19 protein-coding genes are annotated in these 23,003 nt (G+C 40.7%); 10 read left to right on the top strand and 9 right to left on the bottom strand.

What is annotated here, in order from left to right; all coding sequences use genetic code 11:
- Positions 1-44: 44 nt before the first annotated feature.
- From BUR09_RS12735 to BUR09_RS12720, 4 genes are all read right to left on the bottom strand, one after another.
- Positions 45-4,643 carry a hypothetical protein gene (locus tag BUR09_RS12735; protein WP_074217330.1) on the bottom strand — a complete coding sequence of 1,533 codons (4,599 nt, stop codon included), beginning with the start codon at positions 4,641-4,643 and terminating at the stop codon, positions 45-47.
- Positions 4,644-4,754: 111 nt separating this feature from the next.
- Complete coding sequence (locus BUR09_RS12730; protein ID WP_074217329.1) at positions 4,755-5,222, bottom strand: type III secretion system chaperone; 468 nt, start codon at positions 5,220-5,222, stop codon at positions 4,755-4,757.
- A gap of 486 nt (positions 5,223-5,708) precedes the next feature.
- On the bottom strand, positions 5,709-7,811 hold the full coding sequence (locus BUR09_RS12725; RefSeq protein ID WP_074217328.1) for a hypothetical protein: 2,103 nt from the start codon (positions 7,809-7,811) through the stop codon (positions 5,709-5,711).
- Positions 7,812-7,828: 17 nt separating this feature from the next.
- Positions 7,829-8,296 carry a CesT family type III secretion system chaperone gene (locus tag BUR09_RS12720; RefSeq protein ID WP_074217327.1) on the bottom strand — a complete coding sequence of 156 codons (468 nt, stop codon included), beginning with the start codon at positions 8,294-8,296 and terminating at the stop codon, positions 7,829-7,831.
- Positions 8,297-9,701: 1,405 nt separating this feature from the next.
- On the opposite strand from BUR09_RS12720, the gene BUR09_RS12715 reads away from it, so the two are divergent.
- Entirely contained in the window at positions 9,702-10,103 is a 402-nt protein-coding gene (locus BUR09_RS12715) for an ATP-binding protein (protein ID WP_074217326.1), read from the top strand.
- Positions 10,104-10,109: 6 nt separating this feature from the next.
- On the opposite strand, the gene BUR09_RS12710 is transcribed toward BUR09_RS12715, so the two are convergent.
- The 5 genes from BUR09_RS12710 to BUR09_RS12690 are packed head-to-tail and all read right to left on the bottom strand — an operon-like array spanning position 10,110 to position 17,722.
- Positions 10,110-11,450: a sigma 54-interacting transcriptional regulator gene (locus tag BUR09_RS12710; protein ID WP_074217325.1), complete on the bottom strand. Its 1,341-nt coding sequence runs from the start codon at positions 11,448-11,450 to the stop codon at positions 10,110-10,112.
- An 11-nt stretch (positions 11,451-11,461) separates the two neighbouring features.
- Positions 11,462-13,477, bottom strand: a complete 2,016-nt coding sequence (locus BUR09_RS12705; protein ID WP_074217324.1) for a SpoIIE family protein phosphatase — start codon at positions 13,475-13,477, stop codon at positions 11,462-11,464.
- 16 nt (positions 13,478-13,493) lie between these two features.
- The gene (locus tag BUR09_RS12700) at positions 13,494-14,366 is read right to left on the bottom strand and encodes a formyltransferase family protein (RefSeq protein WP_074217323.1); all 873 of its coding nucleotides are present in this window, start codon (positions 14,364-14,366) and stop codon (positions 13,494-13,496) included.
- Complete coding sequence (locus tag BUR09_RS12695; protein ID WP_074217322.1) at positions 14,363-16,684, bottom strand: MFS transporter; 2,322 nt, start codon at positions 16,682-16,684, stop codon at positions 14,363-14,365. The genes BUR09_RS12700 and BUR09_RS12695 overlap by 4 nt, the downstream gene beginning before the upstream one ends.
- 3 nt (positions 16,685-16,687) lie before the next feature.
- Positions 16,688-17,722, bottom strand: coding sequence for an ABC transporter substrate-binding protein (locus BUR09_RS12690; RefSeq protein ID WP_074217321.1), 1,035 nt, complete (start codon positions 17,720-17,722; stop codon positions 16,688-16,690).
- A gap of 377 nt (positions 17,723-18,099) precedes the next feature.
- Between BUR09_RS12690 and BUR09_RS12685 the strand changes: the two genes are divergently transcribed.
- From BUR09_RS12685 to BUR09_RS12645, 9 genes are all read left to right on the top strand, one after another.
- On the top strand, positions 18,100-18,441 hold the full coding sequence (locus tag BUR09_RS12685; RefSeq protein ID WP_074217320.1) for an STAS domain-containing protein: 342 nt from the start codon (positions 18,100-18,102) through the stop codon (positions 18,439-18,441).
- A 15-nt stretch (positions 18,442-18,456) separates the two neighbouring features.
- Positions 18,457-18,819, top strand: a complete 363-nt coding sequence (locus BUR09_RS12680) for an STAS domain-containing protein (protein ID WP_084539477.1) — start codon at positions 18,457-18,459, stop codon at positions 18,817-18,819.
- Positions 18,820-18,973: 154 nt separating this feature from the next.
- A complete protein-coding gene (locus BUR09_RS12675; RefSeq protein WP_074217319.1) occupies positions 18,974-19,186 on the top strand; it encodes a hypothetical protein in 213 nt (70 codons plus the stop codon).
- 96 nt (positions 19,187-19,282) lie between these two features.
- Positions 19,283-19,810 carry a hypothetical protein gene (locus BUR09_RS12670; RefSeq protein WP_074217318.1) on the top strand — a complete coding sequence of 176 codons (528 nt, stop codon included), beginning with the start codon at positions 19,283-19,285 and terminating at the stop codon, positions 19,808-19,810.
- Positions 19,811-20,110: 300 nt separating this feature from the next.
- Complete coding sequence (locus tag BUR09_RS12665; protein ID WP_074217317.1) at positions 20,111-20,383, top strand: DUF5320 domain-containing protein; 273 nt, start codon at positions 20,111-20,113, stop codon at positions 20,381-20,383.
- Positions 20,384-20,437: 54 nt separating this feature from the next.
- The gene (locus BUR09_RS12660; protein ID WP_074217316.1) at positions 20,438-20,944 is read left to right on the top strand and encodes a hypothetical protein; all 507 of its coding nucleotides are present in this window, start codon (positions 20,438-20,440) and stop codon (positions 20,942-20,944) included.
- 124 nt (positions 20,945-21,068) lie between these two features.
- Complete coding sequence (locus BUR09_RS12655) at positions 21,069-21,587, top strand: hypothetical protein (RefSeq protein ID WP_074217315.1); 519 nt, start codon at positions 21,069-21,071, stop codon at positions 21,585-21,587.
- Positions 21,588-21,696: 109 nt separating this feature from the next.
- Positions 21,697-22,314, top strand: coding sequence for a hypothetical protein (locus tag BUR09_RS12650; RefSeq protein WP_074217314.1), 618 nt, complete (start codon positions 21,697-21,699; stop codon positions 22,312-22,314).
- Positions 22,315-22,403: 89 nt separating this feature from the next.
- Entirely contained in the window at positions 22,404-23,003 is a 600-nt protein-coding gene (locus BUR09_RS12645) for a hypothetical protein (protein ID WP_074217313.1), read from the top strand.

Here is a 23,003-nt window from a genome sequence, read left to right as displayed (position 1 = left end):
TCATTCAAAAAAAGCAACTAGTTGCCGCTTGGGTATATGTATTCCTACACTGCAGCAACTTTTTGTGGTGAGTCTATTGCATGGCGCATAATAGAAATTAGCCCATCGACATCAGGATTCATATCCAATTCTTTGGATGCACTGGGGATAACGTCTATAACTTCGGCTACACATTTATTGAAGTTATCATGATCTGTTGAACCTAGCGCGTTTCTAAAGTTATTCTCCAACTGCTGGGCTGTTTCTGAAGGTAACCCTTGTTTTACAAGGGTAGAGGCCAGTAAGGATGCGGCAAGATTATACGCTGGGGCTGGATACACATCTATATTACTGAATATTTCAGAAACACTGCGAGCCTTGTCATACGCAACGCCTGCTGTTTGTCCTGGAAAATAATCTTCCAAAATATATTGCTGAGTTGCGGTTAAGTTTTGCTGTTCCAGTTCTTCCGGTAAAAATGAGACTAAGATGTCTGGCAAAGAGTTTAACGAGTGCAAGCTGTTTTGTTCCGGAAGCGGGGTGGCATCCTGTGGCACATTTGGGCTAGTCGAAATCTTTTTCAATTCATCTTGAGTGAACAGTTCCGCAACATTCATAGTTGCGCTTGCTTGTCCTCGTATGGCTTGACGAATATTATTTGCATATGGGGAACGAGATAAAGCCTCGTTTAATATTTTGAGAGGTACATAATGTCCGTCAACCACAACTTTTCCATTTAGAAAAGTAAGCTCTTGCCTATTCTGGGGGGGCTGATTCTCTAATTCGGTAATGTGCCCCATAACCTCTCTAGATTGCCCATATAGGTTTAGAAAACTTTCTGTAAAAACACTCGAAGAAGTTAGCTCCTGCGGAAGAAGAGAAGTTGCATTATTCATTTTTTGAACGAATAAAGACTCATCTTGGCTATAAAAGGCATCCGCCATTTCTTGCTCGAAATGTTCAATACTTTGGGGGCTGACATTTTCCGCCATCAGCATGTTTGTATGATCATCAAGCAACTTGTTATATGTGTTATGAATGTTTTCATACTCACTGTGCATAGACACGCTTTTTTCTATATTCGGGTCAGTTGGCGGAGTATAACTTGTTAAAGAATCTGCAATAGGTTTACCTACAAGGCGAAATACTTCTTCCGACTTAGGGGGTGGAGAGAACTTTACATTTGAAGATTCAAAAAGCGGCCCTGAACAACGGGGCTCTATGTTTATGTCTTTATCTAGGTAAAATTCTACCTTTCCAAGTGGGCTTGATATCCCGAAGGAGTCTGTTCGGGAATAGTCGTATACCAATGCGTTAAAACCCAATGTATTTCCAAAGGATTTGTGTCTGTTTTGTGAAACAGATAACACTTGTCTGTTCTCTTTTTCATGAAACAGCTTTTCGAAATATTTGCTAATATTGGTATGTACTTTGGGATCGAAGTTTTCGAGCTTTTTCTTACCAATGTCCGAAAGGCCATATGTAATAATAATGGGATCGCGGTGCCTTAAGAATTTTTCCAGCAGCTCCTTTGTTTGTTTGTAACCTTTTTGATCTCCGCCACTAATTTCTTTGGCCAGTTCTTTTAAGCGCCTCCGCTTTATTATTTTCATGGTATCAAGGTTAACATTACATTTCGCATCGGTGGGTTTTTGTGAAATCTCGTCGAATGTATACGAAACGTCTTCTAAGCGTTTTGTTTTTAGAGCATAGCTAACACCCAACGCTGGTTTCATCGCTGTATCCCCCGCACTAAAACTATCAGTAGGGGAAATGTACCCCGGGACACCAATGTCAGGGGTTCTAAAGCCTATTCCCAAATTAGTTTGAGAAAAGTAATGGTCTTTATGAATGTTTTCAGTGCGGTGATGTGCGCCTGATGCGTCTACAATGTTATGCTTAACGTCTTCGTGTGAGGTAATTTCAGTGAATATTGCTGGAGTAAGACCTAGTCTGACATTTTGAATACCAGCCTTTAAGACAGCGGCAGCACCGAACTCTAGTGATTCGACTTCATGGGTACTGTTGTCCGATGTAGATTCGTTGCTCAACTTCTCTAAGCTTTGCATCGTCAACTCTCCACCAAGGAACTTATCAAGTACCTTCCATGAAGAGGTCGACGCCTCATGTGGAAAGAAAAAATCACTACTATATGTTTGGTTCGATATCGTCTGGTCATAGTGAATTTCTGCACCAATAGCTGCTCCAGCGCCAAGGTTGACGCCCGGTACAGCAACTCCGACAGCAGCACCAGCCCATAACACCCCATGGGCACCGTTATTCTTTTCTGATGCAAAGGAGAATCGAAGTCCGGATTCCTCTTTGGTTACGGTAACCGAATTTCCGTGCATATGGCTTCCATATGCCTCTGGACATACCCCGACTGCAACGCCGGAAATAGAAGTCCCGATGGCGTTAATAACGAAAAAGGTTCCTACTTTGTGTTCGCGGGAGGTCCCAAAAGTAATAGAGCTCCCTGGCTCAAGATTATATACTATATCCTTAGCTGCTTCACGAAATGATCGGTAGTTAGTATTCAAACCATGTGCAAAGCGGCCTCTAGTTTTTATCATGTCTTCAGAAGAAAAGACTTTACTCCAGTAAGAAGCTGCATGCGCAACTCTATCTCTTCCTTGCACTCCTTGAACAATTGAATTTGTTCCGACAACAAGTGAAGATTTATTATGCGCGAACATAATATCTCTTGTCGCTGAATCTATCAGCTCACTTCTTGTAGTTGCCAGTGATGTTATTTGTTCCTGAGACAAATCTTTGTGTTCGGCAAGGTATGAAGTTAGAGACTTTTGTTGTTTTACAGCCTGCTGCGCAATGGTACAAATGGCTTTTTGGTTAGCAAAAAGTCTTGCGACCAAAGCAGAGGTGTTATCTTTTTTGGAAACCTGTACTCCAGACGCCAGTAACACTTTCAGTGCATCTACAACACGTTCTGAAACATTTTCGGGAGCGGCAATATTCTGCTCCATTTCAAAAGAAGAATATCTTAGCTTTAGTTGGTTTCGCCACAACTGGGAAATTTTATCTTTAGATGAAGCCTCATTTACGGAGCTTGTATCTAACGGTTTAATGTTACCATCTTCATCGAGCAGTCCATTTTCTTTAAGAAGTAAACGACATGTCGCTTCTGAGTCTTTGTTAAGAGCATGAACAGTGTTAAGAGCATGCCCAGCACCGCGTAATAATCCTTTTTGGATTAAAAACGGTTGATCTTTTGTCGTGAATAGCTGTTCAAGATCTTTTTGAATTGTTTTATACGCTGCAACAACATTCTTTTGTGTTTTCTCTTTTACAACTCTGGATGATAGTTTTTTAGCAGAATGTTGCTCTTCTATATATCCATCTTGCTTTGCTGGCGCTAAATATTTTCCAAATAAAAAACGTGTAAGGGGATTTCTTCCATCCTTACTTTGCATTCTTTCAGTATGCGGAAAGTGTCCTTTGAAAATGTGGGTGTTCGTGAAAACAAGTCGTCTCCGCTTATTTAATGAAAAAATGTTTTTATCTGAGTTTTTTTGGACAAGCTCATCAGTAGCAACTTCTTTCATTTTTGACTTTGTCTTGGGGTGAGTAAACCATCTGTCTCTAGTTGTTTTAAAGGCTGCTTTCCCCTTTATCATCATGTGCAGTTCACTATATTTCTCAGATTGTGGAAGCTCGCTCCATTTCTCATCTTTCGGATTTTTAAAGAATGCTTGTCCATCGTTGCATAACACCCACAAACGACCTTTGTTATCAATCGCAATTTGTTTAGGTGAAGCAGTGTGTGAAAATGGAATTGTTTTTTTATCTCCGGAAGCAACAATTTCTACTTTGTCATTTTTGAGTATGGCATAGTTTGCGTCTCCAGAAACAGCGACATCCAGCGCTCCTTTTGCCTGCATCGCTTCTTTGAAACCACTATGCTGGATGGAAACATTAACCGGCTTCCATTGATGGCGGGAGGGGATATACTCCTTCCAAACACCGTTCTTGTTTAAAAAGGCCACTTTTCCATTTGCGGTACACTTGGAGTTGGAATCAAAATTATTTCCGCCGGAAGGAACATTCGTCCAATCGTTCTTAGAATCGTCATAATGGTATATTTTGCCTGACTTGTCCGAAACCCAAAGATTATTCTCTCTATCTAACGACATGCTAGCTATAGAATTAATTTTTTCGGGAAGTCGGATAGAGCCAGTTTCTTGTTCTGGATTGTCAGAACTGAAAATGTGGAGTGAGTTTCCGCCGGAATAAGTAAGGACACTACCATTTGGTTGCATTACAAATTTTTTTGTATCGGCGTTTACAGTAGCAACATGGCTAAGAGTATATTTTAGCCCATCATTGCTTGTTGCCTTAAGGATGTCACAACCCTTTTGACTGTTTTTTAAAAGTAGGTACGGGGTGCCATTAGGTGATTCAAAGCTATCCTGTATAATATCTTTTGGCGAAAGAGACACACCACCTGCTTGAAGGAAGCTTATTTTACGATCAGAAATACTTCTTAGAAGAGAATGAGAGGCCTCATGAGCGTGCAGTGTGTCTTTAGAGTTCACATGCGGAGCAGCGGAGGAAGCAGGGGTGCTAGTCCCATTTGTAGAAGAGCTCTGAATAGCCTCTTGATATTGAGGGACAGCAACAGAAGGAGTAGAATTAACGTGTACCATTAGTTGAATCTCCATCTTAAATGATTTCAACAAGGAGTGAGCAGTTACAGACATTGTATTGCGACGTTTGTTCCTCGCAACAGAGCAGACTGATTGAATAGAAATTGTGACTTATATTTTGATTCCGACAATAGGCATATCTGGTGTTGTGGACTCAGCAGCACTATCGTTAACGTCTTCTTGTGCTATTTTTTCGAGGCGAGTTACCCACAGATCAGCGACATTTACAAAGTTCTCTATCGTTAAATAAAAACTCTCGTCATCTAATGATAGAAACGGCACTTGATATTGAAGTATCACTACATCTGAATTTTCATCGATTCCAAGGGTTGCCCCTTGCGTTTTTTCAAAAAAAACATTGGCAGCAAGAAGTGAGCGATACAAAGATTCCCTTCCACTATCCGGCAAGAAGCCAAGGGTGCTGTAGATAAAAAGGAGACCGGTCTTTTTTCGCAGTTCCAAGTTAACAATAATGCCATCAAATACTAACGAGCAGGCTCCAGTATCACTTGGTTCAAAGCCTTCAAGGTCAACACTGTTTCCAAAGCGTTTAAGCATTTCAACAAACTTACTTTGCATATAGATCTCCTGCACAAAACACCCTTTTGGGTCTTCTCTTTTGTGATTATTTTAAAAAAAATACGTTGTACTAGTTGTTATGCTATGAGTTCTATGCATTTTGCGAACCAAAGTGTAACTGTCTTATTTTGCTGAGTATTGTTTGTGTTATGTTATTTAAAACCGCCAATAAAGTGCTCAGGGTATCTTAAACCGCCAATTTTAGAGGCTGAAAGCTATGGCATGCTGCTTTCAGCCGGGGATTTATTATCTTAAGCAACTGCACCATCAAACATGACAAGATAAAAGTTAGGCACCAGCGGATTCTGTGCAGATCTACTGGTGCCTTGATAAGACAAGTTTAAATGTGTTTTATCAGGTCGCTACCAAGTGAAACTCTTGTATAAATCTTCATAAACAACAAGTTGGCTTTGATGCTCGAAGATGTTGCACTGTCAGTCAGAATCGTATGCGTGAATATAACAGATACGATTCAAGGCGAATAATTTAGAAACTAGCTTTACTGTAGCGTATATCCAAGTCCGCCAGAGCGAAGCTGGCGTGTTGTTGATCTTCTTTAGTGCTAATTTGATAGCTCAAGAGTACATTTTCCCCTAACCGTGTTTCAGGGTCATCAATTTTTTCGCCATGCTTTGCGTAATCCATACTAGCTGTGTATTCTCCACCGCCATGGCTTTTGATAGAAATGTGATGGGCCTCTACGCGATCTTTGATATGTATTCGGCTAACTGCAGTTTGTGTCAATTCTGGCATTTTAAAAGCTGAGGTCATAACATCTGCCATACAACCTTGGTGTAATGGACTACAAATCTTAGCAGCTTCTTCAATACTAGGGAATTTTGAGATAAGTTTGTTAACTTCCTCCTCAATCGCCTTAGAGTCGTTTGTGCCACAAGCACCAATATGTTCGCCATCGATAGTCACGCCTGTACGGAGGAAGTCTTTCATAAATTGTTCGCCAAAAGCCTCATATTTCTTTGTTGTTTCTGGTGATAGAGTTACAGGAGAGTTGGCTGGGGAATAAGTTTTTTCATTATCTACTGATGGAAGAAAACGAGCTTCAACGTTTTGTTTTAAAGTTTGCAGCTGGGAAGGTGGGAGTTGATGTTCTTCAGCTCCCCTCTGTTTTATCTGTGCATAGCTTAGATTTCCTAAGCAAAGTGGAAGTGGCAGGAGGGTTTCTACTACTTTACCCTCCTCGGCTAGCGGGCTGAGTACTGACGCAAGGTAGTGTTGCATTCGCACGTTTTCAGGCCCTGCTCCATTGCCTTGCGCTTGCTGGGTGTCATACATGAACCCGGCAAGGGGAGCACCTGGGTTAGTTAAGGCATTGTACATGTTCTCTGAACGTTCAATGTCTTTTTCACCTTCTCCAAGCTGAATGCCAGAACAAGTAGCTAATGCGGTTAAGCCAATAGCGGTGCGAACAGCTGAAGCTTCAGGGCCTCCTGCAATACCTTCTCGCAATTCCTCGTCATTTACGTCCGTGGACTGTTTCATTGCGTGGAAATAGTTTTCGCATGCATTTTTAACCTGTTCTGGGTTGTCAGAAAGACTGCTGTCCTGCATTTGCAATATAAAGTCAGTAGCTTGTGGTATGGCAGAACACATGCCTTCTGTCATACCTTTTGTAAAGGAAGTCTTGGAAGAGCTAACAGCGAGCATGGCAAACATTTTTTGTTCAGATCCTAAGTCTGATTCTTGGATAGTTTGCATGCAGTCCAGATGCTTGTTCACAACTTTTAATGCGATTTCTGACGCTTTTTCAAAAGTAGGCTGCTGACAGGGTTCCTTCAGTAGGCAGGCATTAAATAATTTGTCTTCAATGCTTTTGGAGAGTCCTTCCATAAGGTCTAAGCGAACCGGTACGTCAAGGCCACGTTTTGTTGCTTCTTGAAATAGTAAGTTCGGTAGTGGGTCATCCATTGAGTTATGTGATGTTACGAGTTTTGCTTGAGAGGTGATTGCTGCCTGTGTTTTGCCAAGTATGGCCATACGACATACTTCATCTCCCAACTCTGAGCCTTCTTTTTCACTAAGAGAATGATCCGACATTGCGGCTTTTTGGAGCAAGTGGGTTTCAAATTGTTGTTTCATTTTTGAAACTTCTTCGCCTGTAAGCTGGTCTTTGGATAGGCCAAAGCGTTCTGCCTGCGAGTTAACGCATGCGTCAAATTTGGACGGTGTTCCAGAGAGCATATGTTTTGTTAAGCCTTGAGCATTAATCATACGCGATTCTTTAGCGTAGGAGTCTTCACTTGTTTTAATGCTAACAAACTCTCGTATAGTTTTTGCGGCCTCTCTGCCTGAAATTGGTCTGCCTGACTCCAGCGCTTTATGTAACAGTTTTTCAGCATAGGATTTTTGTGCGTCAGTTATTCCATCTGTTGACTGCATGGTATTAAGCAGTCGTGAGGCTACCGCTAGGTTAGGGGACTTCCCTTCTGGTTTTCGTGAACGAATCCAGTTTAAAATACGTCCGCCAAGAGAGCTTGTTTTCGGAGTAAGAGAGCCATCTTGAAGGGTCAAGTGTTCTTTGCCAACCTGCTGAAGTGAGGTTGCCATAGAAGATAATGAATTGATATTCATCGATATTCTCGTTTATATTAAATGCGTATAGCAGTGTTGATGAGGTTGTCGTTTGCAATAGTTTCAGGCTCGTTTGCAATCAGTAAGTTCTTTAAGGCAGATTGCATCGCTTCAACAGTGTTGACATGCATGGAAATAAGGGCGTCAAAGCGAGTCGCAGCATTTTCGGATGCGCTTTGTATCGGGAATAATGTTGTGTGAATTATCGAGTTAAAAGATTTCTCAATTCCCAGAGCCCCGCCGCCAGTGCCTTTATAGAAACAATTTTGTTCCAAAATAAATTCATAAACAGCAAGTCGTTCTTGCTCTTCTGGAAGGTCTGCTACCTTACTGTAGATATAAAAAGTATCTTTTTCTTCGAGATATTCAATAGTAATGGCAATTCCATCAAAGGTCAGTGTGCAAGAATTGCTCTCGTCTAAGATTAGCTCATCAATACCGATTTTTTTACCGAACATGGCAACTAAATTGTTTGCTTCCAGCATGGAACCTCCTGGCAGGTACGTGTTCTTGATCACCACTGTTTAGTGGTGATGATTTTCATATTATTTATATAAAACTTAGCAAGTAAGATGCCAGCCTTTGTATGGTAAGCGCCAAGTATTCTGCTCGGGTGGAATGAGGTTATAAAAAGATAGACATTACGGCATGGTAGTTAGATTGAACTGAAGGGGTTTGGTTAGATTCTCAGTTTATTTGGTGCCATACTTGATGCTTTTCCAAGAGAAAGGTGCTTGTTTTTTCTTTTTTCTGGCAAATTTGTTGGCAAGAGTGACAAACTTTTTGGTGATCTTGCCGCAGGCATTTAAAATGCACAATCACGCTATTCAACCAGAATGAAACAGGAGGCGAAAGTGAGTGTTTGAGAGTGCAAAGCATGCGGTGCTGAGTTCAAAAGAATGTTGTTATGTTAAGCGAAAAGCTTCATTAACCAGTTTTAACTTTGGAGTTTGCAAACCTATGCTGTGTCGTTGGTGTCGGACGCTGAGTGCTCATGGTGACGAGCCTTCCAAGGTTCAAGAAATAAGGCTTTGCGCGATGATTAAAAGTGATGAGTGGGGGGGGGGAAGGAAAGAGGTCGTTTACCGTGGAAATCGATTGCGACATCGTTAAAAAACGGTGGGCTTCTTTAGCCGGGTATTGAAATGAAATTTCAAGTCATCTGAGTAAATTGTTTAGTGTGTTCTGTGAAGGAAGTATGTCATGCATCGATATGATGCATGGTGATATCAAAATAGGGTGTCTGTTCGACTTCTCGGAGAAAAGAAGAAAGTATTTTGCTATATAAGTGGGTGTCAGAATATGACTCAGCGGTGGCATGATATATGCATTGTATTTTGATAGAAAGCATGCCATGGAAATGAAGATAGAAGAAAATCTGAAGGATATTGCAAGGGGGTTTAGTCTTTAACATTTTAAAATTAAATATAAATTTTTTGTCTGTTGGTATTCTTGGCAATCACATCATTAAAGCAGGTGAATATTTTTCTATTAATCCTCCGAAAAGAACAGCCAACAAATTCCTCTTATTGACTTCAGAGCCGCCACTAAAGTTGCCAGTGGGCAGGCTGAGACACTTTTCCCTGTAACAGGTACGTTATTCGTAGTTGTTAAAAGTGTAAGTAATAAATATTTAGCGGTGAACTAAAAGTTAATAGGGGGCTTTACTGTTCGCGCTATTCCTGCCTGTTGATGTGTTATTTTATACCTTTTTATTGGAAATAGAGACCGTGGGCGGCTTCCTCTCGATTTGTTTTGTCTAGAGATGGTTTTCTCTGTTTCTAGTTTAAATTTTTTTAGTATAGCAATTGTTATAGATAGTATTCTTTTGGGAAGCAGGGATGTAACTCAAAGAGTTTGTTAAACGTTAGAAGATTCAAAGGATAAAATATGAAGCTGATTGCAGATGTAGAAAAACTTACAAAAGTTTTTTCATATATTGAAAATGTTCTAACAGAAGAGGAGGTAGTTTTAGTTCCAAAAATTAAGCTTGTTGCGGAAGAACTGTTTGTCAATGTTGCTATGCATGTTAAAGATACAGAGGATAAAACTGTTGAAATAGAACTTTCAGCAGTAGAAGATGAAGATAATACATGGAAGTTAACATTTATAGATAACGGTCCGGTATACAATCCTTTAGAAGAAGCTAAAGAACCAGATCTGGATGCTGGGGTTGAGGAACGAGTAATAGGCGGACTTGGCGTCCACCTTATTAAACATATGACGGACAGGCAGTATTATGAGCGAACTCCAACTGAAAAAAATGTGTTGCAGATTTTTTTCAAAAAATAATGACCGTTATGGAATGTGTATTCTCTGTAATTTTTTACGAAGTCCTTCTCTTGTGATACCAAGTAGCTTTGCAGCCTTGCTTTTATTGTGTTGAGTGTATTCGAGAGCTTTTTTTATAGTTATCTCTTCCATGGCAGCAAGGGAAAAATCCTCATCTTCAATGCGCTGTTCATTTTTTTCTGTTGTACAGTGCACAATCTCTTCAGTTCCAACACCTAAAACGTGTTTACTTTTCTGCTGTTGCAGTCGTGGCGAAAAGTTTGTGGGTACGATTTCTTTTTCTGTGAAAAGTGCCGCAGCGCGCTCCATTTCGTTGTTCAGTTCTCGAACATTGCCTTGCCATGAATAGTTCAAAAGTAACTTTTTTGCTTTAGCAGATAATTGGGGGGTTGGCCTGTTAAAGCGCCTACAATGTTTTGCCAGCAAAATGTTAGCTAATTCAATAATATCTTCTCCACGCAGGGAAAGGTCGGGTAGCTGTAGTTCTGCTACGTTAAGCCTGTAATACAGGTCCTCTCTGAACCTTTTTTCTGCAACAGCCTTTTCTAAATCACAATTCGTTGCCGAGATAATGCGGATATCAATTGGTATAGGCCGTGATTTTCCGACAGGAGTAATTTCGCGGGATTCAAGTGCACGTAATAACTTGGACTGGTTGGAGAGGCTCATGTCTCCTATTTCATCTAAAAAAAGAGTCCCTTCGTTTGCGCTGACAAAGAAACCTGTCCGTTTGGAAACTCCTGTTGCAACGCCTTTATCAATACCAAACATTTCACTTTCGAACAGACTGTCTGGGATTGCCGTACAGTTAACCGCAATGAACGGCTTATCTTTTCGAGGTGATGCGTTATGGATGAGTTTTGCAAAGACCTCTTTTCCTGTTCCTGAGCTTCCTAACAGCATAACATTAATAGGGTATGGAGCTAAAGCATAGGCTGTGTTGGTTGTTGCCTGCATAATAGGGCTTGAAGCAACAAAGAAGTCCTGTGTTGCTCCTTCTCTAATTGAGCTGAGAGATTTACTGCTGGAAGCTATGTTATTAAGGGCAGTTTCAAGTTCTAAGTTTTGTTGTCTTAATGTTGTCAACAATTCTTTATGACGCATTTCACTTATTTCCAAACTAACATAAAGAAGGCCGATAGCGTCAGCCAACCTTTGGATGTGCTCTGGGAACTCATACTGCTGGGTTAGCATGAAAAGTTTATTGAGGGCTTCTTCTCTTTCTTGTGTGTTAGCTTGTGATTCACCAGTAGAAAACTGTTGTTTTTTCTGCCAGGCAACCTCTTCACATAACTTGGTAAGCATCCCAAAAAGGGCTTGTTCGTCGTGCTTATTATTCTGTTTCATAGTAAAAAACGCTAAGAATCTTGGTTTGCTTTGGGATTATAGTGCAGGCACAGCATTGTAATGTCATCTGATTGAGGTGCCCCGTCTGCATGAGTAGTAACAGCATTTTTAATGTCATCGATAATTGAAGACGGTAATGAGGTTTTGTGCGCATTGGCACTTTGTGTAAATGCTTCTTTAAGTGCATCTTCTCCGAATAGTTTCTTTTCGTTATTCATGGCTTCTGTCACGCCGTCAGTATATGCAAACAGAATGTCGCCTTTTTGAAGCGTAATAGAGTGCGCTGTGTAAGGAATATTTGGTATTGCTCCAACTACAGGACCGCTTAGCCCTTCAAGCCATTTCGGGGCCGAGCTGTCTGTTTGAAGAAGTAATAGAGGGTTATGCCCGCCATTCGCATATTTCAGTTCACCACTGCTAATATCAAGAATGCCAATAAAGAGAGTGACAAACATACATTTTGGGTTATCCATCCCCAATGTATTGTTAATAATCTCCATGAGCTTTGCTGGATGGGTGTACTGATGCACGCCGGATCGGATGAGAGTCATAGTCATGCTCATAAAGAGAGCTGCGGGAACTCCTTTGTCTGAAACATCACCAATAACGATGCAAAGTCTTTTTTCGTCGAGCATGAAGAAATCGTATAAATCTCCGCCGATTTCTTTGGCCGGAGTTAAGTATGCGTCAATTTCACCACAATTCCCCATGCGTTCTGGTGGAAGATGATCTGGGAGTAACCCCATTTGAATGTCATGAGCTGCATTGAGTTCACCTGTAAGACGCTCTTTTTGAGCGTTTGTTGCCATGAGTTCTTTCACTCGTGCTCTTAGTGCACTGTCCATATATAAGAATGAAGCGGCAAGCCGTCGGATTTCATCTGCTGATTCAGCAGAAGCCATCTGTTTCAGCAGTGGATCTTGCTTTTCTTCCTGCATGAAATCTTGATTAGGGACGTTATGTGCATATTGCGCAAGTAATTGAAGAGGTGTTGTTAACTTGCGGGAGAGGAAAATGGTACCAGCGGTAACTAGAAGCGTACCTCCCAGCATTGCAAAGAACAGCCGGAGGGAGAGACTTTTTCCCGGTCCTTGAATTTCATCAAGGTATGCAACCCCTACAATGTACCATTGTAATGGCTTGATTGAATTAACATACGCGATCCATCTTCTACCGCTGTTTACGCTAAGCGATTTGAGAGGAAGGCTGCAAGTAATGGCTTTATCAGGAGTTAAAGCTGCTTGCTTTAAATCGGAGAATAAGGAGTTATTTGTTTCAGTATTTGATAATGAGGAGATATCATCCGGCAGATCTGGTGCCGGAACAATAAGTTTTCCAGAAGCATCCATAATGAAAACATAACCGGAATTTCCGTGATTAATAGTTTGCAATGTGCTGGAAAGATTTGTTGTAAGAGCTTTAAATAGAACATTTTCTTTGTTCTGTATTTTTCCAATATCGGTCCATATTCCTATAACTACGTTCCATTCAGGAATCCATTGGTGTGTTCCAAAGTATTTTTGGTTTGTATTGTCTTTTATAGTGACAAGAGAAGTTGCAGTTTTTCCTTTTTTGGCAAGTGAATACATCCTGTTAGCCACATAGTGGCCTTTGATGTCCTGTATTGTAGAAAAGTATTTTAATGCAGGAATGTCTTCACCGGATTTGGCAACGATGGAGGAGTTTTTGTTATATGCAAATAGAGTTAGACCTGCTGGTAGGGGGAATGACTTAAGCACATCCTTTAAGGGGCGGTTTGGTGCCTGCTTAATGATGTTTGCAATCATAGCTTGAATGCTTTGTAGGTTTTTCTTCGTATGAGAAGCTTCCTGAATGCGCCAGTCAAAAAGAGTACGGTGTAAGCTTTGCGCATTCAATGTGCCAAGCGCAACACTGTTCTTCACACCTTGGAGTTGGGCTTCCCCCATGCTTTTTTCTACACTATGCGAGCTGAAGAAGCCGACGCCCAGAGCAAGAAAAGCAAGAGCAGTGATAATGAGTAGACTAAATTTTTTGCATATCGACATATGTTTTCCCGCTTAATTACAGACTGTGATTATAAACAGCAGTCCCATTATGAGGTAGGACGGGAGAGGCTGGTGTAAAACGGTTATAGAACGGCTCAACAATTTTTTGATAATCTTCTTCATTAATTACAATATTTCCAGATGTGGAAAATGCCTTAAATTCTTCTGCTGACGGGGCTCCAAAGTAACGAGCCTTTGATTCGTCGTTGCAACTTTTTGAGATAGTGCAAACGGTATGTGAACTGTCGTGTAATATTGAAATAAGATCGTTAATACCTTGCTGATATATTTGAATTGTATTCCAAAGCAATGACCGTGAATAATCCAGCTTCCATGGGGAGAGTGCTAAAATAGGACCGCAATCAACCTTCTTTGTCATTTGGTGTACTGTGCAATATGCAATTTCTTGCTTTTCAAGCATTGCCCAGAAAGGTGTGCAAAGCCCTCTGAAGTAAGGAAGTTTACCCGGATGGGTGTTTATGCAGCCGATGCGAGCACTTTCTAAAATTTCTGTAGGTAAAATGAAATCATGTCGAATGGATACGATAAGATCCGGAGCAAAATTTTTAATGTCTTCTTTGCAGGCAGGAGTAATGTTGTCTCCCATGTATACAACTCTGGCACTATATGCAGCGCTCAATTCTTGAAAGGTGAGTAAGTTTGAGTTTCTGTTTTCCTGTTTTTCAAGAGAAGGAAACAGTTGAGTTAAGGGGTAATCTCGTTCGCAAAATGTGAGTGTGTCGACTGGCTGAAATCCACGCTCGTTTGGAAAAACTTTGTCTGAAAGGTAAATAGTAACTTCAGATGCTAATTTTTTAATATTACTGAGCAAAGCGTTCAGGTTGTATGCACCGATAATGTCGGCCTTTGAAAAAATCGCTAATCTCATAATTTCCCCTTAGAAAGCAATTTTAGTAAAAGTTTTGAATTTGCAATGAAATAGAAGAACGATCCTGCAATAATGAAAGTTACGCCAGTAAGGCAAACTCCCTGCAATGAACTTTTTCTTGTTGCAATGACACCAAAGAGCAGTGGCCCAGCAATCTGTCCAGAACGTTCAAGGAGCCTGAAAAGGGAAGCCATCTTTTCTTTGTTGTTTTTTTGGAGTCCTGGAAGTGCCAGAACATAGAGAAGCACGCTTGATCCAGCGATGCATTGGGCAATGCCTGTTATTGCAACACTTACAGAAAATCCGGGTAAGGTTGGATAAGCCGTTGCAATAAGAAGTGCGGCTCCAGAAAGAATTACAGCAATAGTGGTGTACAAAAAGGCTTTGTTGCTTTTGTCTATTTTAGAGCCAAGCACAGGGCCAAGATAGATGATGCAAAGGCTGTAGATCATGAACAGCCTTCCAATATCGGCTTGATTTATTCCCTGGTTGTTTAAAAAAATGGGAACAAAATAATACAGAAAGCCAGAAAGAGAGATGGCAATAGGTAAACCTGCCAATATGAGTGTAGACCACATTTTTGGGGTTTTTATAAGGCTAAGAACAGTGTCTAAAGAAGATTCTGTGGAGGTGGTCTGGCAGCTTGTTTCTATACTGACTTTTGCTGCTGGTTTGATAAGGAGAAGAGCAAATGCGCAGAATATGGCAGAGGTATAGAATACCATTTGATAGTTAAATAGGTCGCTGAGCATTGCTCCAGCAGCGGAACCGCAAAGGCTTCCTGCTAATATTCCGGCAAACATGTTCCCCATACCTTGTGCTTTGTTTTCTAAGCTTACAAGGCTGAGCTGTGCCGCCATGATAGCGATTCCGAAGCCAAGTCCTGCAAGTGCACGGGCGACAATAAAGGGGATGATGCTAGTTGATGCACCGCCAAAGACGCAACCAGCAGTTGCGAAAATTACACCTGTTGTGAAAAGAGAAGACCAGCGGTATTTATCACTTAAAAATCCAACAAGAAATATTCCTAAGCCGGCTGCTGCCATCTCACACGAAATAGGTAGGCTGCCTGCAAGGCTATTTGAGATTCCAGATGTTGCAGTATTTAGATTTCGTGCGGCAAGCGGAGCAAATGTCAGCACCATATCAAAACCGAAAAAGAAGATGAAACAAAGACCTCTTATTAGAGTGCTTATGCTGTCTGGTGTGGTAGTTTGGGGATGTGTTGTGGTGTTTTTTTCCGCAAAAAGCGATGCAAGTTCACCAAGGAGAAGCAAGCCTATGACGAGTGTTGTTCCCATGTTCAGGGCAACAGAAGTCAGGATTTTCTGTTGTGCTGCTGTATTTACATAAAGTTTCAGCGTCCCATGTCTTTTTCTTTCTACTGCATTAGTGAACTTTCCCGATGAAATAGGAATAGTAATATTTTTTCCTGTGACATTTCCATAGGACTTGGGAGTACCTTCAATAAAGCTCAGACTTGCACCAATCAATTCAGGAGTTTTGGTTATAAGTTCTTTAAGTTCTTTTGTGGTGCCGTGAAGTTTTGCGATATTAATGCGCTTATCAAGAAGATATTCAAGGCTGTATGTAAGAGAATCACTAACTTGTAAGAGCTTTTGGTTTGTAGAAATGTCCAATTTTTGGTTGAACAGGTGGTATGTCGTGATTCCATATGCAACTTGGCTGATGGAAAAAAAGACGAACAGGGTAGTTCGGAACTTTTTGTCAGCTAGTGGGTTAATGTGTGATTGGGCTTTCCAGAAAAGCAACCGTGCGAAAAGTAGCCCTGCAGTTATAAACGAGATAACCGTGGAAATTAATCCTGTGGTGTACAAAAAATCTCGTACGGTCTGAGTGATTCCGTGTGTTCCGATTTTAACTACAAGAAATCCCTTCTTTTCATTTTTGTACCCATACAGTGGGCGTATGGTGAGTCGAGAATCACCGTCCTTTAGCCACTCGTCAGTAAGAGAATTTTGCTCCAGATCCTTAAAGGCGGTTGGGGTGACAGGTGCCGTTGTGTAGAGGACTTTTCCGTCTGGATCGGTAATGTGCAGCGCCTCAATATCTCCAGCCATACTCTTTGCCTTGGATAAATGTGATTGCATGGAAGCAAATCCATCTAACGGACGCCCAAATCGCAGACCACGTTCAATAGTTGCCTCAAGTTGAGTTGCAATACCTTTGTAACTGGAAAGCGAAATACGTGTGAGCTCTGTTCTCAATGTCGAAGAAGAGAGCATGAGTGTGAAGAGTTGGACACAGGCAATAAGAATTAATGAGGCTGTGAACAGTTTTTTGATTGCACGTGACATGGATTAATTAAATGAAGGTGTTGATGTCGTTTCGTAAATTTCATCTGCAACGATGAGCAGATCAAGTGGAAGATCAATGTCAACTTTGAGCGCTGTCTCAAGATTAACAGCGATAGTTGGTTCTGTTGTATCTCGGAGCGCTATTTGATTGATCGGCTTACCCTTTACAACTTGGTGCGCCATGCTTGCGATACGGCGTCCGATCGGGTCGATATTCCATGAGGCAAATCCCATGAGTGCACCGCCTTGAACAAAAGCAGAGCCATCACGTGCAAAAGTAGGCAGCTTTAATTCGTTGTTAATATAATTCATTGTTGGTGTGATGTCCTGCAGTGACCAGTCAAAGCATAACAATGGTCCCATGAAAAAGGCATCAGCACCATTTTCTGAAAGCCACTTTAGTCCTTCCGTACAAGATTCTGTGCTTTCATCATCAATTTCTTTAATTACAAGAGAAAATCCCAATTCCTTTGCAACTTGCTCTGCATCGGAGACCGCAGCGTAGAGTTTTCCATATTCATCTTTACTGTACATGAGTCCAAGGTGTTTAAAGCGGACTACATCGTAAAAAACTCTATACATATTCTTCCATCTGTCCGGTGTGATTCTACAGATAAAATTCGGCGCTCCTGATTCGTTATTCGTTCGAACTAGATTTGCTGCGATCGGATCAGCGATACCAATACCAATAACCGGAACTCTTTTATTAGTGGCCGATTGCATGGCCTTACTTGCTGCAGTTCCGGCTGCGATAATTAGGTCCAGATCTTCTCTTTCAGAGATAGTCTGGGCTGTTTTTTTTAGGATTTCTGGGGAAGAATCCCAACCAATGCTGAATTTTTCTACGTAGGTTGGCTTGATGTCAGTGTAAGTGCTTAGCGCTTTCTTGAAGGCGGTATAGGTTCTGTCGTAAAGCCAGAATGGTCCTCCTTCAATATATGCAATGCGTACGTGAGTGGGAGAAGCTGCGATCAAAGGTTGTGTACCTGCGAGCAGAAAGAGGGATGCTATTATGAGCTTCAATAGAATACGGTTCATAAATAATGTGTCCTGTTGCATCGTTCTATTTTTTATAAACAGTGTTCATGTTTCGTTGTTGTAGTAAAAAATAGAGATTGCTTTGCAGTTGTCTTAACCAAAAATTAACCACTTTAAAAAGCATGGTACATGTTACTGCTAAGTTTACTTGTATATTACTACGTGTTTTTTTTATAATTTGTTTGTCTTGTTGAAAAAAAATATATAGTATCGCTTTAACGTTGAATTACGCACAAAATTCTATAGTCGTGATAGTTCTAAATAAGAACGATGTAAATATTTTATTGAAAAAAATTATGTTGCAAATCTTAAAAAAAAATAAATGCAAAAAAAAAACTTTTATTTGTCTATAAAAACTTATTTTGAGGATTGTTAAATTGAAGGTTGCATTTGATAAAGTAGAATCAATAGGAATATTGCATGCAGAAGGAAGTCTTGATGCAAGTACTGCACAGCAATTTGAAGTGTTATGCATTGAACACATAGAGTATGATGGCTCTAAGACTGTAATTAATTTTGAAAATGTAAGTTATATCAGTTCAGCAGGGCTGCGTTCTATTTTGATGCTCATGAAAAAAGTTAAAATGCAGCGGGGCGAAATCATTTTCTGCAATCTCTCTTCAACTATATACGATGTTTTTAAGATATCAGGCTTTTTGTCTATCTTGCATGTTGAAGAGTCGGTTCAGGATGCGATTTCTTTTTTAGAGACAAAGTAATTTTGATGACTGCCCATGAATGAAGAAAATAGAATAAAAATTACGGAAGAAGTTGTTGGGACATCCCTTCTTATGCACCTTTCAGGCCATTTGGATGTTGTGTCGGGGTCAATACTCGAAAAAAATCTAGCGCATCATATTCTTTCAGACAGAATAGCTGTCGTGATTGATATGGAAGGTGTCGAGTACTTAAGCTCTGCTGGGCTTCGCACGTTGCTTTTAATGGTGAAGCAGAGCAGGAGATACGGTACCCAGCTGTTTTTTTGTAATTTATCTTCGTTTGTGAAGGATATTTTTGAGGTGTCTGGGTTTAATGCGTTGCTAACAATATTTGAAACGCAAGAAGGGGCTCTTAAGCAGGCAGAATCATTGCGGTGAGTGCCAACATTTTTGCTATGTGCCTAAAAAGTTGCAAGTTGAGCTTTTTAGGTTTTTTTGAAAAAAGCTCTTTTTTTCTAGCATGTTAAGTTTTGGCACGCGTTGTGCTTAGTCAGGTGTAACGATTAAAAATTCAATTAGAAGGGATTTTCTTATGAATATTGAGAAGTTGATTAGTGAAGTTGATTCTCTTGAAGAGCAGCTTCAGGCGCTTAATGAACAGCATGAGGAGCTTTCATCGGTTTTGGGACAGAGTGAATTTGCGACCTATGAAGAGGCGTTAGCTGCTGCACCTGCGGAAGTTCAAGAAGCAATGAAAAGTAGTCAGCAAGAAGCAGAATGCTCTGTGCTGGATATGAGTGAGTAGTTACCTGATCTTTCCGTTAAAGTCCCAAGGTGCGTTCTGTTACTGTATAGTTATTTTGGGGAGTAAGGAAAAAGGGAACAATATACGGAGTGAATTATGTCTATGAACGTTGATAAAATGGGTGGTCTTTCAGGTGTTGGTAATGATGTTGTTGGTGGCAAAAGCTTAAGCAGAATGTTTGCTGAGTTGCAGATGATGGCTTCTGACAACGCTAAAAGAAAAGCAAAAGACTTGATGGATACAATCAAAACAAAACAAACCAGATTAAAAGATGCCTACGCTTGTAAACAGGCTCTTCAGGAGCTTCAGTCGAAGTCGGATAATGATGATAAGACCGTATCACCATTACACGCGAATTTTAAAGATTCATCAGGCAAATTGACGAATGCTTGGCTCTGGATGCCGCAAAATGGCATTAAGAATCCGAAGCTAGTTATGAAGAAAGACGATGTTAAAGCAGCAATTGCAAGGATTAATACCCATATTGAAAGTTTGGGCACAGATACCCAGACACAAATGATTCGTCTTCAGGACTTTATGGGGCAATACAACAACTTTCTTCAGGGTGCCCACAAAGCTATCGGCGATGGAAAACAAACTTTGAACGCAATTTTATCACGTTAGGGCGGAACCCGTTTTATACATTCATGAACAGATATGCGTGAAGAATAACTTGTAGTTGTTTGTGAATGAGGCGGGGCGTTTTAGTGGTTTTTTAACAATAGGTAAAACTTTCAACGAGGCGTTCAGGCTGGACAAATTTGCGTGCCGAGTACCAAGACTTTTGCCAAGTGCCAAAAAAAGTTGCAGAAGCTGGCAACAGTGCTTTTTTAAAAAAGACTTTGTATTTTAGTTGGTTATGAGTTGGCATGTTTTGTGCTTAATTGAAAGTACTGTTTTGATCTAAAGGTAAGGAGATTTTTTATGAATATTGAGAACCTACTTAATGAAGTAGACATGCTTGAAGAGCAGCTTGAGGCACTGAATGAGCAGCGCGAGGAACTTACATCAATTTTGGGGCAGAGTGAATTTGCTACGTACGAAGAGGCGCTGGCTGCTGCCCCTGCTGAAGTTCAAGAAGCAATGAAAAACTGTCAGCGAGAAGCGGAGCGTGCGGGTGCAGAAAATGTGCGAGTAGTTGAACCAGTTTCTTCTGCAAAGGCTCCGATGAATCGTCGAGGGATGATGCGTGTATAATGCATCTTGTTAGCTTAAAATAGAGTCAACCTATTACAATGTATGGAGTAAAAAATGTCTGTTCATTTTAATTCAGCAAGTGGTCTTTCAGGTGTTGGTGGGGATGTTGTTGGTGGTAAAAGCTTAAGCCGAATGTTCGCTGAACTGCAGATGTTGGCTTCTGATAATGCCAAAAAGAAGGCAACAGATTTGATGGATACTATCAGAACAAAGCAGAAAAAGCTTAAAGATGCGTATGCTTGTAAACAGGCTCTTCAGGGTAAGAAGGATGGTGTGAACACAAATAGCACGACTTATAAGGATGCTAGCGGTAAGACCGTAAAATTAAAAGAAGGTATGAAGAAGAATGGCATTAGTAATCCCGGGACGAAGCTGAATAAAGATGAGGTGAAAGCGGCTATTGCAAGGATTAATACCCATATTGAGAGCTTGGGTACGGATACCCAGACTCAGATGATTCGCCTTCAGGACTTTATGGGACAATACAACAACTTCCTTCAGGGTGCGCACAAATCTATTGGTGATGGCAAACAGACTTTGAATGCAATTTTATCACGGTAGAAGAGCAGGTGTTTAATCTTACTCATGAGTAAGGGGGGATAGTTAGCTTTGCTTGTGAGTAAGCTTTTGACCTGTATGTGTCGAGTTTTTTGATTAAGTCAGTGTGTCGTATTTGGAGCGAAAAATGTCAATTCAGTTTGATAAAACAAATGGTCTCTCAGGAATTGGTGGGGATGTTGTCGGTGGCAAAAGCTTAAGTAGAATGTTTGCTGAATTGCAGATGATGGCTTCTGATAATGCCAAAACAAAAGCAACAGATCTGATGGATACGATTAAGACGAAGCAGACAAGGCTTAAAGATGCGTATGCTTGTAAGAAGGCTCTTCAAAGTGCGAAAGATAGGGCAACGTACGGCATTTACACATATCGCGAGTCTTATAAGGACGCTAGAGGCAATGCCATGTCATTAAATAAGTGGATGGAGAATAATGGCGTTGCTAATCCAAAGTCGAAACTGAGTAAAGACGATATTAAAGCCGCCATCGCAAGGATTGATACCCATATTGAAAGTCTGGGAACAGATACTCAGACGCAGATGATTCGCCTTCAGGACTTTATGGGACAATACAACAACTTCCTTCAGGGAGCACATAAGTCTATCGGTGATGGCAAACAGACCTTGAATGCAATTTTATCACGTTAGAAGAGTAGCTGTTAACTCTTCCTCATGAGTAAGTTTTTGACCTATCGGCTTTAATTTAACTTTTTTAAATTTTTCAGATTAATTCATTATACAGTCTTTGGAGCGGAATATGTCTATTCAGTTTGATAAGGTTGGTGGTCCTTCTGGGGTAGGTGGCGATGTTGTTGGTGGTAAAAGCTTGAGCCGAATGTTTGCTGAGTTGCAGATGCTAGCTTCTGATAATGCCAAAACAAAAGCAACAGAGTTAATGGATGCGATAAAAAAAAGACAGACCGACTTAAAAGATTCATACATTGTTAAAAACTTGCTCAAAGAGCTGCGTCCTTCGGCAGATTATAAGCCTGTAAATATTAATACCAAAACGTTTACTGATTCTACAGGTAAAAAAAGGCTGTTAAAAGATTGGATGAAGGATCATGGCTATAAGGTTTCATCGTCGGGTGAGAGAGCGGATGAGGCGGCTAAAAAAACGCATATGAATAAGAATATCTTTTTAGGCATACAAAAGTTGGTTGGCATAAAAACAACTGATGTGTTTTTGACTAACGATGACATTAAGGCTGCTATTCCAAGAATTACTACCCACATTGAAAGCTTGAGTACAGATACTCAGTCCCAGATGATTCGCCTTCAAGACTTTATGGGGCAGTATAATAACTACTTACAGGGTGCGCATAGGACCACTGGTGATGGTAAGCAGACTCTGAACGCAATTTTATCACGATAATATTATCCTACAATACAAACTTCATACCTGACTCTAAAGTATTATTTCAATGATTATGTCGGGGGGGCAGGTAAAAATACGGAGTACACATGTCTATTCATTTTGATAAAGCAGGTGGCCCTGCAGGAGTCGGTGCTGATGTTGTTGGTGGTAAAAGCTTGAGCAGAATGTTTGCCGAATTGCAGATGTTGGCTTCTGAAAATGCCAAAACAAAAGCAAAAGATATGATGGAAACGATCAAAAGAAGGCAGTCGAGATTAAAAGATGCCTATGCTGCCAAGCAGGCCCTTCAAGGCAAGCTTTCAGATGCAGGCGATGATGAAGCCGTAGATGTAAATTCGACAACTTTTAAGGATTCTTTCGGTAAAACGAGGTCATTAAAAGATTGGATGAAAGAGAACGGCCTTAAGCTTCCAACGTTGGGTGATAAGGCGAAAGGCGAAAAGTTGGTTTTGTATTGGATAAAGAGATCTGGGCATAGTCCAAATGATGTAATCAAGATGAAGAAAGAAGACATCAAAGCGGCGATTGCAAGAATTGATACAAAAATCGAAAGCCTTGGCACAGATACCCAGACTCAAATGATTCGTCTTCAGGATTTTATGGGGCAGTATAATAACTTTCTTCAGGGCGCTCATAAGGCCATCAGTGATGGCAAGCAGACTTTAAACACAATTTTGACACGTTAG

This window comes from Halodesulfovibrio marinisediminis DSM 17456 (genome assembly GCF_900129975.1).
GTDB classification, from domain to species: domain Bacteria; phylum Desulfobacterota; class Desulfovibrionia; order Desulfovibrionales; family Desulfovibrionaceae; genus Halodesulfovibrio; species Halodesulfovibrio marinisediminis.
This window is presented reverse-complemented; position numbering and strand designations above follow the sequence as displayed.

Coding starts and splice junctions, on each gene's coding strand:
- BUR09_RS12735 (WP_074217330.1), bottom strand. CDS start 4,643: ATGGTACACGTTAATTCTACTCCTTCTGTTGCTGTCCCTCAATATCAA.
- BUR09_RS12730 (WP_074217329.1), bottom strand. CDS start 5,222: ATGCAAAGTAAGTTTGTTGAAATGCTTAAACGCTTTGGAAACAGTGTT.
- BUR09_RS12725 (WP_074217328.1), bottom strand. CDS start 7,811: ATGAATATCAATTCATTATCTTCTATGGCAACCTCACTTCAGCAGGTT.
- BUR09_RS12720 (WP_074217327.1), bottom strand. CDS start 8,296: ATGCTGGAAGCAAACAATTTAGTTGCCATGTTCGGTAAAAAAATCGGT.
- BUR09_RS12715 (WP_074217326.1), top strand. CDS start 9,702: ATGAAGCTGATTGCAGATGTAGAAAAACTTACAAAAGTTTTTTCATAT.
- BUR09_RS12710 (WP_074217325.1), bottom strand. CDS start 11,450: ATGAAACAGAATAATAAGCACGACGAACAAGCCCTTTTTGGGATGCTT.
- BUR09_RS12705 (WP_074217324.1), bottom strand. CDS start 13,477: ATGTCGATATGCAAAAAATTTAGTCTACTCATTATCACTGCTCTTGCT.
- BUR09_RS12700 (WP_074217323.1), bottom strand. CDS start 14,366: ATGAGATTAGCGATTTTTTCAAAGGCCGACATTATCGGTGCATACAAC.
- BUR09_RS12695 (WP_074217322.1), bottom strand. CDS start 16,684: ATGTCACGTGCAATCAAAAAACTGTTCACAGCCTCATTAATTCTTATT.
- BUR09_RS12690 (WP_074217321.1), bottom strand. CDS start 17,722: ATGAACCGTATTCTATTGAAGCTCATAATAGCATCCCTCTTTCTGCTC.
- BUR09_RS12680 (WP_084539477.1), top strand. CDS start 18,457: ATGAATGAAGAAAATAGAATAAAAATTACGGAAGAAGTTGTTGGGACA.
- BUR09_RS12675 (WP_074217319.1), top strand. CDS start 18,974: ATGAATATTGAGAAGTTGATTAGTGAAGTTGATTCTCTTGAAGAGCAG.
- BUR09_RS12670 (WP_074217318.1), top strand. CDS start 19,283: ATGTCTATGAACGTTGATAAAATGGGTGGTCTTTCAGGTGTTGGTAAT.
- BUR09_RS12665 (WP_074217317.1), top strand. CDS start 20,111: ATGAATATTGAGAACCTACTTAATGAAGTAGACATGCTTGAAGAGCAG.
- BUR09_RS12660 (WP_074217316.1), top strand. CDS start 20,438: ATGTCTGTTCATTTTAATTCAGCAAGTGGTCTTTCAGGTGTTGGTGGG.
- BUR09_RS12655 (WP_074217315.1), top strand. CDS start 21,069: ATGTCAATTCAGTTTGATAAAACAAATGGTCTCTCAGGAATTGGTGGG.
- BUR09_RS12650 (WP_074217314.1), top strand. CDS start 21,697: ATGTCTATTCAGTTTGATAAGGTTGGTGGTCCTTCTGGGGTAGGTGGC.
- BUR09_RS12645 (WP_074217313.1), top strand. CDS start 22,404: ATGTCTATTCATTTTGATAAAGCAGGTGGCCCTGCAGGAGTCGGTGCT.